This is a genomic window from Streptomyces millisiae (assembly GCF_031845425.1).
Taxonomy (GTDB): domain Bacteria; phylum Actinomycetota; class Actinomycetes; order Streptomycetales; family Streptomycetaceae; genus Streptomyces; species Streptomyces millisiae.
The window spans coordinates 39,222-53,900 of record NZ_JAVREM010000031.1; the positions used below are offsets into that span (position 1 = coordinate 39,222).

General features: G+C 72.3%; 16 protein-coding genes. 6 read left to right on the forward strand and 10 right to left on the reverse strand.

The window, feature by feature from the left end:
* Positions 1 to 22: 22 nt before the first annotated feature.
* The 7 genes from RNC47_RS21570 to RNC47_RS21600 form a co-directional block, all read right to left on the reverse strand.
* Positions 23 to 2,536 carry an NADH-quinone oxidoreductase subunit G gene (locus tag RNC47_RS21570; RefSeq protein WP_311601110.1) on the reverse strand — a complete coding sequence of 838 codons (2,514 nt, stop codon included), beginning with the start codon at positions 2,534 to 2,536 and terminating at the stop codon, positions 23 to 25.
* Complete coding sequence (gene nuoF, locus RNC47_RS21575) at positions 2,533 to 3,897, reverse strand: NADH-quinone oxidoreductase subunit NuoF (RefSeq protein WP_311601112.1); 1,365 nt, start codon at positions 3,895 to 3,897, stop codon at positions 2,533 to 2,535. Before nuoF ends, RNC47_RS21570 begins: the two co-directional genes overlap by 4 nt.
* Positions 3,897 to 4,754, reverse strand: coding sequence for an NADH-quinone oxidoreductase subunit NuoE (gene nuoE / locus RNC47_RS21580; RefSeq protein ID WP_311601113.1), 858 nt, complete (start codon positions 4,752 to 4,754; stop codon positions 3,897 to 3,899). The genes nuoF and nuoE overlap by 1 nt, the downstream gene beginning before the upstream one ends.
* The gene (locus RNC47_RS21585; protein WP_311601114.1) at positions 4,751 to 6,097 is read right to left on the reverse strand and encodes an NADH-quinone oxidoreductase subunit D; all 1,347 of its coding nucleotides are present in this window, start codon (positions 6,095 to 6,097) and stop codon (positions 4,751 to 4,753) included. The genes nuoE and RNC47_RS21585 overlap by 4 nt, the downstream gene beginning before the upstream one ends.
* Positions 6,097 to 6,825: an NADH-quinone oxidoreductase subunit C gene (locus RNC47_RS21590; RefSeq protein WP_394814838.1), complete on the reverse strand. Its 729-nt coding sequence runs from the start codon at positions 6,823 to 6,825 to the stop codon at positions 6,097 to 6,099. The genes RNC47_RS21585 and RNC47_RS21590 overlap by 1 nt, the downstream gene beginning before the upstream one ends.
* Positions 6,826 to 6,988: 163 nt before the next feature.
* Positions 6,989 to 7,543, reverse strand: a complete 555-nt coding sequence (locus RNC47_RS21595; protein ID WP_132817368.1) for a NuoB/complex I 20 kDa subunit family protein — start codon at positions 7,541 to 7,543, stop codon at positions 6,989 to 6,991.
* An 18-nt stretch (positions 7,544 to 7,561) separates the two neighbouring features.
* On the reverse strand, positions 7,562 to 7,921 hold the full coding sequence (locus tag RNC47_RS21600) for an NADH-quinone oxidoreductase subunit A (protein ID WP_311601115.1): 360 nt from the start codon (positions 7,919 to 7,921) through the stop codon (positions 7,562 to 7,564).
* Positions 7,922 to 8,245: 324 nt separating this feature from the next.
* Here RNC47_RS21600 and RNC47_RS21605 point away from each other — a divergent pair, with 324 nt between their 5' ends.
* Both RNC47_RS21605 and RNC47_RS21610 read left to right on the forward strand, forming a co-directional pair.
* On the forward strand, positions 8,246 to 9,031 hold the full coding sequence (locus RNC47_RS21605) for a sulfite exporter TauE/SafE family protein (protein ID WP_311601117.1): 786 nt from the start codon (positions 8,246 to 8,248) through the stop codon (positions 9,029 to 9,031).
* A 299-nt stretch (positions 9,032 to 9,330) separates the two neighbouring features.
* A complete protein-coding gene (locus RNC47_RS21610) occupies positions 9,331 to 10,155 on the forward strand; it encodes a C40 family peptidase (RefSeq protein ID WP_311601118.1) in 825 nt (274 codons plus the stop codon).
* A 59-nt stretch (positions 10,156 to 10,214) separates the two neighbouring features.
* Here RNC47_RS21610 and RNC47_RS21615 read toward each other — a convergent pair whose 3' ends face one another.
* Positions 10,215 to 10,505 carry a hypothetical protein gene (locus RNC47_RS21615; protein ID WP_311601119.1) on the reverse strand — a complete coding sequence of 97 codons (291 nt, stop codon included), beginning with the start codon at positions 10,503 to 10,505 and terminating at the stop codon, positions 10,215 to 10,217.
* 8 nt (positions 10,506 to 10,513) lie between these two features.
* Positions 10,514 to 11,191 carry a hypothetical protein gene (locus tag RNC47_RS21620; RefSeq protein WP_311601120.1) on the reverse strand — a complete coding sequence of 226 codons (678 nt, stop codon included), beginning with the start codon at positions 11,189 to 11,191 and terminating at the stop codon, positions 10,514 to 10,516.
* 417 nt (positions 11,192 to 11,608) lie between these two features.
* On the opposite strand from RNC47_RS21620, the gene RNC47_RS21625 reads away from it, so the two are divergent.
* The 3 genes from RNC47_RS21625 to RNC47_RS21635 all read left to right on the forward strand — a co-directional run bounded on the left by RNC47_RS21625 (position 11,609) and on the right by RNC47_RS21635 (position 13,404).
* Complete coding sequence (locus RNC47_RS21625) at positions 11,609 to 12,163, forward strand: SigE family RNA polymerase sigma factor (protein ID WP_311601121.1); 555 nt, start codon at positions 11,609 to 11,611, stop codon at positions 12,161 to 12,163.
* Positions 12,156 to 12,740 (forward strand): hypothetical protein, encoded by a 585-nt coding sequence (locus RNC47_RS21630; protein WP_311601122.1) that lies wholly within the window; start codon positions 12,156 to 12,158, stop codon positions 12,738 to 12,740. The genes RNC47_RS21625 and RNC47_RS21630 overlap by 8 nt, the downstream gene beginning before the upstream one ends.
* A 121-nt stretch (positions 12,741 to 12,861) precedes the next feature.
* Positions 12,862 to 13,404 carry a hypothetical protein gene (locus tag RNC47_RS21635; RefSeq protein WP_311601123.1) on the forward strand — a complete coding sequence of 181 codons (543 nt, stop codon included), beginning with the start codon at positions 12,862 to 12,864 and terminating at the stop codon, positions 13,402 to 13,404.
* Positions 13,405 to 13,451: 47 nt separating this feature from the next.
* Here RNC47_RS21635 and RNC47_RS21640 read toward each other — a convergent pair whose 3' ends face one another.
* Entirely contained in the window at positions 13,452 to 13,847 is a 396-nt protein-coding gene (locus RNC47_RS21640) for a nuclear transport factor 2 family protein (protein WP_311601124.1), read from the reverse strand.
* A gap of 92 nt (positions 13,848 to 13,939) precedes the next feature.
* Here RNC47_RS21640 and RNC47_RS21645 point away from each other — a divergent pair, with 92 nt between their 5' ends.
* The gene (locus tag RNC47_RS21645; RefSeq protein ID WP_311601125.1) at positions 13,940 to 14,677 is read left to right on the forward strand and encodes a class I SAM-dependent methyltransferase; all 738 of its coding nucleotides are present in this window, start codon (positions 13,940 to 13,942) and stop codon (positions 14,675 to 14,677) included.
* Positions 14,678 to 14,679 lie beyond the last annotated feature (2 nt).

Genomic DNA, 14,679 nt, shown 5'->3' on the forward strand with positions numbered 1-14,679 from the left:
TCGGTCTCCTCCGCGAGCTCGATCACGCGGTCACCTCCTCGTCAGCGGCGGGAGCCTGCCGGGCGGCCGCGAGTGAGACCACGGCGCCCGGGGTGGCGCCCAGGTCGGCGGCGACGCCGCCGCCGACGGAGTTCAGCGGCAGCCACACCACCCGGTCGGGCATCTCCTCGGTGACGGCCAGCTGCAGTTCGAGGGAGCCGGCGGGCCCGGTCACGGTCAGCGGCTCGCCGTCGGCGACGCCCGCCTCCCTGGCGGTCGCCGCGTTGAGCCGGGCGAAGGCCGCGTGCCGGGTGGCGGCCAGCGCCGGGTCGCCGTCCTGCAGCCGGCCCTGGTCGAGCAGCAGCCGGTGGCCGGCGAGCACGGCCTCGCCGGCGCCGGGGCTCGGCAGCTCGGCGGGCGGCGAGGTCGGGCCGAGCGGCAGGTCGCCCGTCCAGTCGGCCAGCGCGTCCAACTCGCGGCGCGCGGCGTACACGTCGGGCAGGCCGAGGGAGAGACCCATCGCGTCGGCGAGCATGGTGAGCGCCCGGGCGTCGGTCTGCACCAGGCGGCGGGTCATCTGGTCCGGCTTGACGGCGGCGGCGAACGGGCGGACCCGGCCCTCCCAGTTGAGGAACGAGCCCTCCTTCTCCACGACCGCGGCCACCGGCAGCACCACGTGGGCGCGCTCGGTCACCTCGGAGGGCCGCAGTTCGAGGCTGACCAGGAAGCCGTCGCGGGCCACCGCGTCCAGCGCGGCGCGCGCGCCCGCCGGGTCCGGCAGGTCGGCCGGCTCGACGCCGCCGACCAGCAGCGCGCCCAACTCGCCGGCCGCCGCGGCCGCCAGGATCCCGGCGGTGTCGCGGCCGGCCGCCTCGGGCAGCGCGTCGAGGCCCCAGACGCTGGCCACCTCCTGGCGGGCCCGGGACGAGGTCGCGGGCCGGCCGCCGGGCAGCAGCCCGGGCAGCGCGCCCACCTCGATCGCGCCCCGCTCGCCCGCCCGGCGCGGGATCCACACCAGCCCGGCGCCGGTCGCGCCGGCGGCCGCCACGGCCGCCGTGTAGCCGCCGGCGACGGCGGCGAGCCGCTCGCCGACGACGATCAGCGCGCCGGGCTCGCGCAGCGCGGCGGCGGCCGAGCCGCCGGCCTCGCCCAGGTTGGCGTCGTTGCCGGCCAGCGCCTCCAGCCAGTCGGGCTCGGTGCCGGGGGCGGCCGGCAGCAGCGTGCCGTTGGTCTTGGCCAGGCCCCGGGTCATGTGGGTGGCGATGGAGAACACCCGCTGGCCGCGCTTGCGGGCCGCCTTGCGCAGCCGCAGGAAGACGCCGGGCGCCTCCTCCTCGGACTCGAAGCCGACCAGCAGCACGGCCGGCGCGGCCTCGAGACCCCGGTAGCCGGGGCCGCCGCCGTCCAGGTCGACGCCGTGGCCCGCCACGTGCGAGGCGAGGAACGCGGCCTCCTCCTGGCTGTGCGGCCTGGCCCGGAAGTCGATGTCGTTGGTGGCCAGCGCGACCCGGGCGAACTTGGCGTAGGCGTAGGCGTCCTCGACGGTGAGACGGCCGCCGGTGAGCACCCCGGCGCCCCGCTCCCGCGCGGCCGCCAGGCCCTCGGCCGCGGCCCGCAGCGCCTCCGGCCAGCTGGCCGGGGCCAGCTCGCCGGTCTCCGGGTCCCGGACCAGCGGTCCGGTCAGCCGGTCGGGCCGCTGCGCGTAGCGGAACGCGAACCTGCCCTTGTCGCAGATCCACTCCTCGTTGACCTCGGGGTCGTTCTCGGCGAGGCGGCGCATCACCTTGCCGCGCCGGTGGTCGGTGCGGATCGCGCAGCCGCCCGAGCAGTGCTCGCAGACGCCGGGCGAGGACACCAGGTCGAAGGGCCGGGAGCGGAACCGGTAGGCGGCCGAGGTCAGCGCGCCCACCGGGCAGATCTGGATGGTGTTGCCCGAGAAGTAGGACTCGAACGGGTCGCCCTGTCCGGTGCCCACCTGCTGCAGCGCGCCGCGCTCGAGCAGCTCGATCATCGGGTCGCCCGCCACCTGCTGCGAGAAGCGGGTGCAGCGGGCGCACAGCACGCAGCGCTCCCGGTCGAGCAGCACCTGCGCGGAGATCGGCACCGGCTTCTCGAAGGTGCGCTTGACGCCGTCGAACCTGGTCTCCGGGTCGCCCGTGGACATCGCCTGGTTCTGCAGCGGGCACTCGCCGCCCTTGTCGCAGACCGGGCAGTCCAGCGGGTGGTTGATCAGCAGCAGCTCCATCACCCCGCGCTGCGCCTTCTCGGCGACCGGCGAGGTGAGCTGGGTCCGCACCACCATGCCCTCGGTGCAGGTGATGGTGCAGGAGGCCATCGGCTTGCGCTGGCCCTCGACCTCCACGATGCACTGCCGGCAGGCGCCGGCGGGGTCGAGCAGCGGGTGGTCGCAGAACCGGGGGATCTCGATGCCCAGCTGCTCGGCGGCCCTGATCACGAGGGTGCCCTTGGGCACCGAGATCTCGATGCCGTCGATGGTGAGGGTGACCAGGTCCTCGGCCTTGGCCTTGGCGGTCAGCTCGTCGGCGGTGGCCGTCATGCGTTCACCTCCAGGTGAGCCGAAGTGTCGTCGTCCGCCCAGGCGGTGGACTTCGCCGGGTCGAAGGGGCAGCCGCGGCCCGTGATGTGCTGCTCGTACTCGTCGCGGAAGTACTTCAGCGAGGAGAAGATCGGGCTCGCCGCGCCGTCGCCGAGCGCGCAGAAGGACTTGCCGTTGATGTTGTCGGCGATGTCCGCGATCTTGTCGATGTCGCTGAGGAGGCCCTTGCCGGCCTCGATGTCGCGCATCAGCTGGACGAGCCAGTAGGTGCCCTCGCGGCAGGGGGTGCACTTGCCGCAGGACTCGTGCGCGTAGAACTCGGTCCAGCGGGTGACGGCCCGCACCACGCAGGTGGTCTCGTCGAAGCACTGCAGGGCCTTGGTGCCGAGCATGGAGCCGGCGGCGCCGACGCCCTCGTAGTCCAGCGGCACGTCCAGGTGCTCCTCGGTGAGGAGCGGGGTCGAGGAGCCGCCGGGGGTCCAGAACTTCAGCTGGTGTCCCGGGCGCATCCCGCCGCTGAGGTCGAGGAGTTCGCGGAGCGTGACGCCGAGCGGCGCCTCGTACTGCCCGGGGCGGGCGACGTGCCCGGAGAGCGAGTAGAGGGTGAAGCCGGGCGACTTCTCGCTGCCCATGGAGCGGAACCACTCCTTGCCCCGGTCGATGATCGCGGGAACCGACGCGATCGACTCGACGTTGTTCACCACGGTGGGGCAGGCGTAGAGGCCGGCGATCGCCGGGAAGGGGGGCCGGAGCCTGGGCTGGCCGCGGCGGCCTTCGAGCGAGTCGAGCAGCGCGGTCTCCTCGCCGCAGATGTAGGCGCCGGCGCCGGCGTGCACGGTGATCTCCAGGTCGCCGCCCGCGCCCAGCGCGCCCTTGCCGAGGTAGCCGGCGGCGTACGCCTCGGCCACGGCGGACTGCAGCCGCCGCAGCACGGGGACGACCTCGCCGCGCAGGTAGATGAAGGCGTGGTTGGAGCGGATGGCGTGGCAGGCGATGACGATGCCCTCGATCAGGGCGTGCGGGTTGGCGAAGAGGAGCGGGATGTCCTTGCAGGTGCCCGGCTCCGACTCGTCGGCGTTGACCACCAGGTAGTGCGGCTTGCCGTCGCCCTGCGGGATGAACTGCCACTTCATCCCGGTGGGGAAGCCGGCGCCGCCGCGGCCGCGCAGCCCGGACTCCTTGACGTAGGCGATGACGTCGTCGGGCGCCATGGCCAGCGCCTTGCCCAGGGCCCGGTAGCCGCCGTGCGCGCGGTAGACGTCCAGGGTCCAGGAGTCGGGCGTGTCCCAGGTGGCGGAGAGCACCGGCGCGAGGATCTTCTCGGGCCCTGCCTCGTTGAGCTCTTCGGCGGTCACGGTCATCACTCGTCCTCCTCGGTCACCGGCCCGGCGGGGTGCTTGGGGTCGGAGGCCGAACTCGGCTGGGGAGCGTCGTGTGAGCTGGGGTGGGTGGCCGGCGGCCGTCCTGGCTCGGCCGGCTCCGAGGTGGCGGCGGCCGGCTGGCCGCCGTCGCGCGGCGGCACGACGGTGCCGGCGCTCGTCTCGCCGCGGGCGAGCCGGAGCCCGGCGAGGGAGGCGGGGCCCGCGCTGCCGCCGGCGGCGACGGCGCCCGGGCGCTCGTCGGGGAAGCCGGCCAGCACCCGGGCCGTCTGCTTGAAGTCGCACAGCGGGGCGCCGCGGGTCGGGGTGACCTCGGCGCCGGCGCGCAGCTCGTCGACGAGGCGCTTGGCGGACTCGATGGTCTGGTTGTCGAAGAACTCCCAGTTGACCATGAGCACCGGCGCGAAGTCGCAGGCGGCGTTGCACTCGATGTGTTCGAGGGTGACCTTGCCGTCCTCGGTGGTCTCGCCGTTGCCCACGCCCAGGTGCTCCTGGAGGGCGGCGAAGATGGCGTCGCCGCCGAGCACCGCGCACAGGGTGTTGGTGCAGACGCCCACCTGGTACTCGCCGGACGGCTTGCGCCGGTACATGGAGTAGAAGGTGGCGACGGCGGTCACCTCGGCGGTGGTGAGCCCGAGTTGGTCGGCGCAGAACTGCATGCCGGTGCGGGTGACGTAGCCCTCCTCGGACTGCACCAGGTGCAGCAGCGGCAGCAGCGCGGAGCGGCTGTCGGGGTAGCGCGCGACGACCTGCGCCGCGTCGGCCGCGAGCCGCTCCTGGACGTCCGCCGGGTAGGCGGGCGCGGGCAGCTCGGGCATCCCGAGGTTCACGTCCGTCATCGGTCGACGCCTCCCATCACGGGGTCGATGGACGCGACGGCGACGATCACGTCGGCCACCATGCCGCCCTCGCACATCGCGGCCATGCTCTGCAGGTTGGTGAACGAGGGGTCGCGGAAGTGGACCCGGAAGGGCCGGGTGCCGCCGTCGCTGACCATGTGCACGCCGAGCTCGCCCTTGGGGGACTCGACGGCGGTGTAGACCTGGCCGGCCGGGACCCGGAAGCCCTCGGTGACCAGCTTGAAGTGGTGGATCAGGGCCTCCATCGAGGTGCCCATGATGTTCTTGATGTGGTCCAGCGAGTTGCCGAGGCCGTCGGGGCCGAGGGCGAGCTGCGCGGGCCAGGCGATCTTCTTGTCGGCGACCATGACCGGGCCCGGCTCCAGGCGCTCGATGCACTGCTCGATGATCCGCAGCGACTGCCGCATCTCCTCGAGCCGCAGCAGGAAGCGGCCGAAGGAGTCGCAGGTGTCGGTGGTCGGGACCTCGAAGTCGTAGGTCTCGTAGCCGCAGTAGGGGTCGGTCTTGCGCAGGTCGTGCGGGAGCCCCGCGGAGCGCAGGATCGGCCCGGTGGCGCCGAGCGCGAGGCAGCCGGCGAGGTCGAGGTAGCCGACGTCCTTGAGGCGGCCGCGGAAGACCGGGTTGTGGGTGCAGAGCTTGTCGTACTCCGGCAGGTTCTTCCGCATCTTCTTGACGAACTCGCGGAGCGCGTCGATGGCACCGGGCGGCAGGTCCTGCGCGAGGCCGCCGGGGCGGACGTACGCGTGGTTCATCCGCAGGCCGGTGATCAGCTCGAAGACGTCGAGGCAGTGCTCGCGGTCCCGGAAGCCGTAGATCATCACCGTGGTGGCGCCGAGTTCCATGCCGCCGGTGGCGATGGCCACGAAGTGCGAGGAGAGCCGGTTGAGCTCCATCAGCAGCACCCGGATGACGCTGGCCCGGTCCGGGATGTCGTCGGTGATGCCGAGCAGCTTCTCGACGCCGAGGCAGTACGCCGTCTCGTTGAAGAACGGCGTCAGGTAGTCCATCCGCGTCACGAACGTGGTGCCCTGGGTCCACGTCCGGTACTCGAGGTTCTTCTCGATGCCGGTGTGCAGGTAGCCGATGCCGGCGCGCGCCTCGGTGACCGTCTCGCCGTCGATCTCCAGGATCAGCCGCAGCACCCCGTGGGTGGACGGGTGCTGGGGACCCATGTTGACGATGATCTTCTCGTCGTCGGCGCGGTCGGCCGCGGCCTGGGTGATCTCGTCCCAGTCGCCGCCGGTGACGGTGTAGACCGTGCCTTCCGTGGTCTCCCTGGCCTCGGCGGCCCGGGTCGCGTGGGTGGCGTGTGTGGCAGACATCAGCTGTACGACCTCCGCTGGTCGGGTGCCGGGATCTGGGCGCCCTTGTACTCGACGGGGATGCCGCCGAGCGGGTAGTCCTTGCGCTGCGGGAAGCCCTGCCAGTCGTCGGGCATCATGATCCGGGTGAGCGCCGGGTGGCCGTCGAAGATCAGGCCGAAGAAGTCGTAGGCCTCCCGCTCGTGCCAGTCGTTGGTGGGGTACACCTCGACGACCGACGGGAGGTGCGGGTCGGCGTCGGGCACGCTGACCTCCAGCCTGATCAACCGGCCGTGGGTCAACGACCGCAGGTGGTAGACGGCGTGCAGCTCGCGCCCGTGGTCCTCCGGGTTGTGCACCCCGCTGACGCCGGTGCACAGCTCGAACCGCAGCGCCGGGTCGTCCCGCAGCGTGCGCGCCACGGCCTTCAGGTGCTCGCGGGCGATGTGGAAGGTGAGCTCACCGCGGTCCACCACGGTGCGCTCGATCACGACGGCCGGGTCGAGGCCCTGCTCCTCCAGCGCCCCTTCCAGTTCGTCGGCCACCTCGTCGAAGTAGCCGCCGTAGGGGCGCGAACTCCCCGCCGGCATGCGGACGGTCCGCACCAGGCCGCCGTAGCCGGAGGTGTCCCCGCCGTTCCGCGGTCCGAACATGCCGCGCCGCCGCGCGATGGGCTCGCCGGCCGTGCCCCGGGCGGCCGGCACCCCGCCGCTTGTGTTCGTGTTCCCATTCACGTGCGGATCGCTCACTGTCCCTCTCCCACCATCACGCGCTTCGCGCCCGTTACGGCGCCGACCGGCGCGGCCGCCGTCGAGCCGCCAACTCCTTCCGGGCCAGCAGGCCCGGCCGCGGGCGCGGCGCGCAGGTCCGCATCCGCCAGGTCGTGACGCGGGTGCGCGCGCCGAGCGCTTGTCACCGGAGCAGCCCCTTCATCTCGATCGTCGGCAGGGCCTTCAGCGCCGCTTCCTCCGCCTCGCGGGCCGCCTGCTCCCGGTTGATGCCGAGCTTCTCCTCGCGGATCTTGGCGTGCAGCTTGAGGATCGCGTCCATCAGCATCTCGGGCCGCGGCGGGCAGCCGGGCAGGTAGATGTCGACGGGGACGACGTGGTCGACGCCCTGGACGATCGAGTAGTTGTTGAACATCCCGCCCGAGGACGCGCAGACGCCCATGGAGATGACCCACTTGGGGTTCGGCATCTGGTCGTAGACCTGCCGCAGCACCGGCGCCATCTTCTGGCTGACCCGGCCGGCGACGATCATCAGGTCGGCCTGGCGCGGGGAGCCGCGGAAGACCTCCATGCCGAAGCGGGCCAGGTCGTAGCGGCCGGCGCCGGTGGTCATCATCTCGATCGCGCAGCAGGCCAGGCCGAACGTGGCGGGGAAGACCGAGGACTTCCGGGCCAGGCCCGCCAGGTTCTCCACCGTGTCCAGCAGGAAGCCGCCGGGGATCTTGTCTTCGAGACCCATCTCAGGTCCGCCCTTCCCTCAGTCCCACTCCAGGCCGCCGCGCCGCCAGTCGTAGGCGTAGGCGACGCCGATCAGGCCGACGAAAACCAACATCTGCACGAGCCCGAACATCCCCAGGGCGTCGAACTGGACGGCCCAGGGATAGAGGAAGACGATCTCGATGTCGAAGATGATGAAGAGCATCGCCGTCAGGTAGTACTTGACGGGGAAGCGCCCGCCTCCGACCGGCTGCGGCGTGGGCTCCACGCCGCACTCATAGGCCGAGAGCTTCGCCCGGTTGTAGCGCTTGGGACCGATGACCGCGGCGGCGACCACGGAGAAGACGACAAAGGCGGTTGCCAGGGCCCCTAGCACGAGGATGGGAACGTACGCGTTCACCGCACCTCGCTCCTTCCAGTCGACGGCGACTGCTGGTCGCATGTGAGTCAGTTCACAAAGCTGGAGGCATCCTATGCCCCGCCCCCTGTGACCTTCGACACGGGGTCACCCATCAACTTTGTGATCTCTCCCACCCACCACACCCGACCGTCGCCGAACACCGACCAACAGGCGCGGACGTATTCACCCGAGGTGGTCGATCGACCACGATGTGCGGACACGGCATGGAATCACCCGCTCTTCCCGGGCACCGGCCTTTACCACCGCCGCGCCGACCAGCGCAAATTGGCTCTGGACCGGATTGGGTGGTAGTGCCTTCGGCACGTGTCTGACATAACCCTCACCACCGCCGTCCTGCTCTGCGTCGCCGCCGCGGCGGCCGGCTGGGTGGACGCCGTGGTCGGCGGCGGCGGCCTGGTGCTGCTGCCCGCGATGCTCATCGGCCTCCCCGCCGACCAGCCCCCGGCCGACGCGCTCGGCACCAACAAGGCGGTCGCCGTCACCGGCACCTCGATCGCGGCCGTCACCTATGTACGCAAGGCGCCGGTGGACCGCGGGTTCGCGGTGAGACTGGGGCTGCTGGCCCTCGCCTCGGCCGCCGGCGGCGCGGCGTTCGCCTCCGCGGTCGACAAGGCCGTGCTGCAGCCGCTGATCATGGTGGTGCTGCTCCTGGTGGCCGGGTTCGTGGTGCTCAGGCCCCAGTTCGGCATGGCGCCGGCCCCGGCCGAGGAGCTGTCCCGCCGCCGCAGGCTGGGCGCGCTGGCGCTCACCGGCGTCGGCATCGGCTTCTACGACGGCCTCATCGGCCCCGGCACCGGCACGTTCCTCGTCCTCTCGCTGGTGGCCCTGCTGCGCCTCAACCTGCTGACCGCCTCCGCCACGGCCAAGGTCGTGAACGTCGGCACGAACCTGGGCGCGCTGCTCGTCTTCGGCCTCGGCGGCAACGTGCTGTGGCAACTGGTGCCGTTCATGGCCGCGTTCAACATGACGGGCGGCTGGCTCGGCGCGCGGATGGCCGTGAAGAAGGGGAGCGGATTCGTGCGGGTGGTGCTGCTCGTGGTGGTCACCGCGCTCGTCGCCCGGCTCGGTTACGACCAGTGGTTCGCGTGAAGGACACGTGACGGACAGGCCGATGGACGCAGCGTGATGTCGGGGTGATGTATCCCACGTCGCGAAACGGTAACGAGCGTGCATCATTGATCGGGCAACCCTTGCCGTGCTAGGCCGGGTTCACCCGCCGGACAATCCGGACAACGTGCAGGACAGGGCCGCACATCGCGACGAAAGATCAACTTCCGCGCGAAACGGCACTTCGGACAATTAACCCGCCAACTCGCCGCGTACCCGTCAATTGTGGTGGACGCCACGTTAATTGAGTCAACCGGACGAGCCTGGTAGCCAAGATGTCCATGTCCCCGATTCGTTACCGAGGCCGGCACCGCAAGCCAAGCCGGTCGCGCACCAGCAGCCTGATACGCGGCGGCGTCCTGATGGGCACCGTCGCGGTCGCCGGCGCCGCGGCGACCCCCGCCATGGCCGCCGAGCAGCCGAGCGAGCGGACCGGCGAACTGCCTCTGCTGGACGGCGTGCTCGCCAGCAGCGCCGCGGGTGCCGCCGAGGCCACCCAGGCGTACGTCAGCCAAGCCCAGCTCCAGCAGGTGCGGGCCACCGCCCAGCAGCAGGCCATCTCCCAGGCCCAGGAGGCCGCTGCCGAGCTGCGGGCCGCCCAGGAGGCCGAGGCCGAGCGGCAGGCCCGCGAGGCCGCCGAGGCGGAGGCCGCGGCCCGGGCCGCGGCCGAGGAGGAGGCGGCCCGCGAGGCCGCCGCCGAGGCCGAGACCGTCTCCGCGCCCACCTCGACGTCCGCCCCCGCCCCGTCGAGCGGCGGCGTCGCCGCCGTCCTCGACTTCGTCCGCGCCCAGGTCGGCGACGCCTACTCGCTCGGCTCCACGGGGCCCGACGCCTGGGACTGCTCCAGCCTGATGCAGGCCGCCTTCTCCCAGGCCGGCGTCTCGCTCCCGCGCGTCTCCCAGGACCAGTCGACCGCCGGCACCCAGGTGTCGCTCGACGCCCTCCAGGCCGGCGACATCCTCTACTGGGGCGGCGCCGGCAGCGCCTACCACGTCGCCGTCTACATGGGCGACGGCACGTTCATCGGCGCCCAGAACTCCTCCACCGGCGTGGTCCAGCGCGACCTCGACTGGGACATGCCGTCGGGCGCGGTCCGCGTCCTCTGACGCACGACCGCCGCTCACCGGTCGGCGGCCGGCGCCGATGGCGCCGGCCGGCCGACCGGTCACGGAGCCGGTGTGGTCCCCGCCCGCCGCACCCGCCGCGTCATGACGGCTCCGGGGATGGCGACCGCCAGCAGGACCGGAACCGCGGCGGCGATGCCGAACCAGAGAAGGACGGCGAGGTAACCGTAGGCGGCGTGCCCCTCCTCCGCGTCGGCCAGTGCGAGGAGGACGAGGCTCACCACGAAGGCGACCACCATGAGGAGCGCGATGACGCTCGCGGTCCGGACGAGAACGCCGGCCCATCGCCGGTAGCCGGCGCTGACCCCCGGGGCTGGCTGCTGGTCGGACATACGACCGCTCACTTCTTCCTGGCGTCCCACGAGTCGAAGCCGAAGGTGCGCAGCAGGACGACCAGCGTGGCCGCGAGCCGCCAGTCCACCGCCGGCGCGTGCACATGCAGCTTGTCGCCGCGGGACCTGAACTCCAGCGGCTTCTTCCCTCCCGCACGCCACCTGATGCGCCGGGGGCCGCGCGCGAGACCACCCTCGCCGGGGGTGCTGTCGAAGATGGAGATCACGAGGAACACCACCATCATGGGCAACGTCAGCCACCAAACGCACCACCAGAAGATCCGGCCCTTGTAGCCCACCGCCTCCGGGCCGCCGGGCTGAGTCACGGTCCAACGGGTGCGCAGGCCTCTGCCACGGAGCGCCTTCTCGCGCACGAACGTGCCGATGAGCTCGCCCTGCGCGCCGAATGCCTGAAACGTCGCGACACCGCCGGTGGCGGACAGGGTCACCAGGGTGGCCACCCGCTCCCGGTGATGCTCGTCGGTCCACAGGACGAAGGAGCGAGCGCCGCTGCCGCGGGCCGCGAGGTACGCCGGTATGCCGCCCGGCGGCAACTCGCGCTCCACGTGCGCGACCACCCGGGCCGGTCCGGACCCGTCGGAGAGGTGGACCAGGTCCGTGATCGGCAACGGAGCCCCGCCGGGGTTCGCTGGCTGGCGGGCGCTCATGGTCAGTACGTCGCTCACCCGACATGCTCCCTCGTGTTCGGTCAGGTGTGACGCCCGTGACGCCCACCCGACAGCTGTCGGAAGGCCCGCCCCTCGGCGGGGCGAAAGGACTCGCGATCCCTGTCACGCACAGTCCCCCCGTCGGCGTGAACGCCGACCGCGTGGTGGCCCCCCTCGCCACCGGGCCGATCCGGCACGGCACCAGCCGGTGCCGGCCGTGAGGCCCGCTGGGCCGACTGTAGCCGCTGCTTGTGCCGTAGGTCGCGAACGGGGCTCGGGCGCATCCGGGCGGGCCGGACTGGTTGAATTTCGGCTGCCGTCGGAACCGCTGAACGACGAACGCGCGGAAGACCGGTGAGTGCCGCCCACGGAGTCGCCGACTTCTTGTGCCGTGAGGAGTGCGGGTGGCACCGTGCGGCGTGACGGGGGAGAGGTATGCGACCACCAGAGGAACCACACGGCGGCCGGGGTGTGGACGAGCACGCGTTCGACGCCTTCTACACCGCGAGTGTCGGCCGGCTGATCGGTCAGCTGTACGCGATGACAGGCGACCTCGCCGAGGCGCAGGACGTGGTCCAGGAGGCCTTCGTCCGGGCCTGGGAGCGCCGGGACGAGCTGGACCTGGACGCCGCGCCCGAGGCGTGGGTACGCACCGTGGCCTGGCGGCTGGCGGTCAGCCGCTGGCGGCGGGTGCGCACCGCGCTCGCCTTCGCCCGACGGCAGGGCCCACCGGCGGCGGTGCCGCCACCGGAACCGCACCACGTGCTGCTGGTCCAGGCGTTACGACAGATCCCCGAGCCCCAACGACGGGCCGTGGTGCTGCACCACCTGTGTGACCTGACGGTCGAACAGGTGGCTGCCGAGGTCGGCTCCCCCGTCGGCACGGTCAAGGCGCAGCTGAGCCGTGGGCGGGCAGCGCTGGCGCGACTGCTGGCCGATACTGAGCTGGATCCAGGGACTGCCCGCGTGTCGGAGGTGCGTCATGGCTGACGAGACGGAGCTGGAGGGTTACCTCGCCGACCTCGCCGAGGCGGGTCGGCGGCACGCGGAACCGCTGGCCGCGGAGCGGATCCGGGCACGGGGTGAGCGGCGCCGGCGCCGCAGGCGGGCCGCGCTGGCGTCCGGCGGCGCGCTGTTGGCCGCGACGCTGGTCCTGGGGGGCGTGTCGCTGACCCGGGCCGCCCAGGGGCCCGAGCCGCCCGCCGTCGTCCCGACGCCGACCGCCTCGCTGTTCGTGCCGCCGACGCCCGCGCCGGGCGAGGAGTACGCCAGCGAGCTGGGCTATGTGTACGACGCGGTGCTGAGGGGGGACACGGTGGAGGTCACCGTCGAACAACTCCAGGCCGAGGGCGGGACTGCGACATCCGCCGGTGTGGTGCACACGCTGGCCCTGCGGCGGGGAACGCTCGTCGAGGCCCGACAGCTGACCGACGGAGACCCCGCGGACGTGCGGCTCGACCAGGTGGTGAGCCGGTTGGCCGGCGGGCCGGAGTGGGTGTTCGTCATCGACTACGACAGCGAGGGGCGGGTGCAGTCGTTGCGGGAGGCGTACTGGCTCTCCGAGTGAGTCCCCGTGGGAACTCCGCGGCGGTCGGCGAGGAATCGGGATCCGGGTGCAACCCGAGGGGTGGGCTGGCGCGTAGAGCCCACGTATCCGTAACGCACCTGATCCCTGGGGGACTTCGACCATGCTTCTCTCACGTCACCGGGCCGCCGCGCGCTGCCTCACCGCTCTCGCCCTCGGCCTCGTCGCCCTGACGGGGTGCGGCGGCGCGGGCGACGGGCAGGCGGCCGATGCCGCACCCGAGTCATCGGCGACGCCTTCCGCCTCGGCTGACGAGACGGTGCCGACCACCGAGCCGGACGGCGACGCGGCCGCCTGGGCGGGGTCCAGACAGTTCGTGCAGATCGAGGACGCCTGGAGCAGCGGCGGACGGACGTACCTGTCGGTCCGCCCCGCCCAGAAGGAGGCCCACGTCACCGACCACTCCGAGGCGTGGGTGGTCGTCCCGGGCGAGGGGCCCTACACCGAGGTGCCGCTGGCCGATGACGCCCAGGTGCTGCTGTCGGCCCCGCTCGGCGACGAATCGCAGGCCGCGTCGTACACCCAGGCCGAGTTCGTCAGCCGACTGACGGCCCAGTCGTCCTCGGACCGCTCGCTCGTCGGGTACGACCTGAGTTTCGACGGAGAGGGGCAGGTGACCAGGGTGGAGTCGCTGTACACGTCCTGAACGCGCGGCCGCCGGGTCGCCCACGGCGACCCGGCCGTTCGCTGCCGCTACCGGCCGTCCTCTGCGGGGCGGCCGGACGGCTCGATCTCGCCCGCGAAGACGATGACCTGGTCGATGAGGCTGCGCCGCAGGTGGACGACATCCGTTCCCGCCAGGCGGGGGCCGCCGTCGGGCGTGGTGAAGACCCACTGGTACCGGGCCCACTCGCCCGGCATGTCCACCGCCGAGCAGCGCACCATCGTGCCGGCCCCCGCCGGGTGGCGCCGCAGGTCGAGCACGAACCGCTCGACCGCCTCGATCCCCTCGCTGCGGCCCAACGGCCCCCAGAAGACCACGTCCGAGGTCAGGGCCTGCGACAGCAGCGACGTCACATAGGTGTCGTCCGAAGCGTTGAAAGCGGAAATGAACGTGTCGACGGCGGATCGCGCGATCTCTTCCTGCATGCCCCAGTAGTACCAGCCGCCTCGCGGCCTCCAGTAGGCCACGGGCCCAAAATCCGTCGACATCGCTCCCCGCGCTGGGAATCGTTGGCGGCATGCGACAGGACGAGATCTGGGACGCCGAGGCCGCCCGGAACTACGACACTCCCGGTGCCGGCATGTTCGCGCCCGAGGTGCTGGAGCCGACGGTCGACCGGCTGGCCGAACTGGCCGCCGGCGGGCGGGCCCTGGAGTTCGCCGTCGGCACCGGCCGGGTGGCCGTTCCGCTCGCGCGGCGCGGAGTGCCGGTCAGCGGCATCGAGTTGTCACGGCCGATGCTCGACCGACTGCGGGAGAAGGTGGACGAGGCGACGATCCCGGTGGTCGTGGGCGACATGGCGACCGCCACCGTCCCCGGCCCGTTCCAACTCGTCTACCTCGTCTTCAACACCATCTCCAACCTGCTCACCCAGGCCGAGCAGGTGGCGTGCTTCCGCAACGCCGCCCGCCACCTCGCGCCGGGCGGGCGGTTCGTCATCGAACTGTGGGTGCCGGAGCTGCGGAAGCTCCCGCCAGGACAGCGGGCGATCGTCTGCCAGTCCGAGGCCGGCTACATCCTCCTCGACACCTACGACGTCCTGCGGCAGCACGTCGTCTCCCACCACTTCCGGTTCGACGAGGGCAGGGAGGCCCGGCTGTTCCGCAGCCCGCACCGCTACGTCTGGCCGGCCGAACTCGACCTCATGGCCCAGTTGGCCGGGTTCGAGCTGGAGTCCCGGCACGCGGACTGGCAGGGAGCCGAGTTCACGGCCGAGTCGCGCTCCCATGTCTCCGTCTACCGACTCCCCCGGTGAGG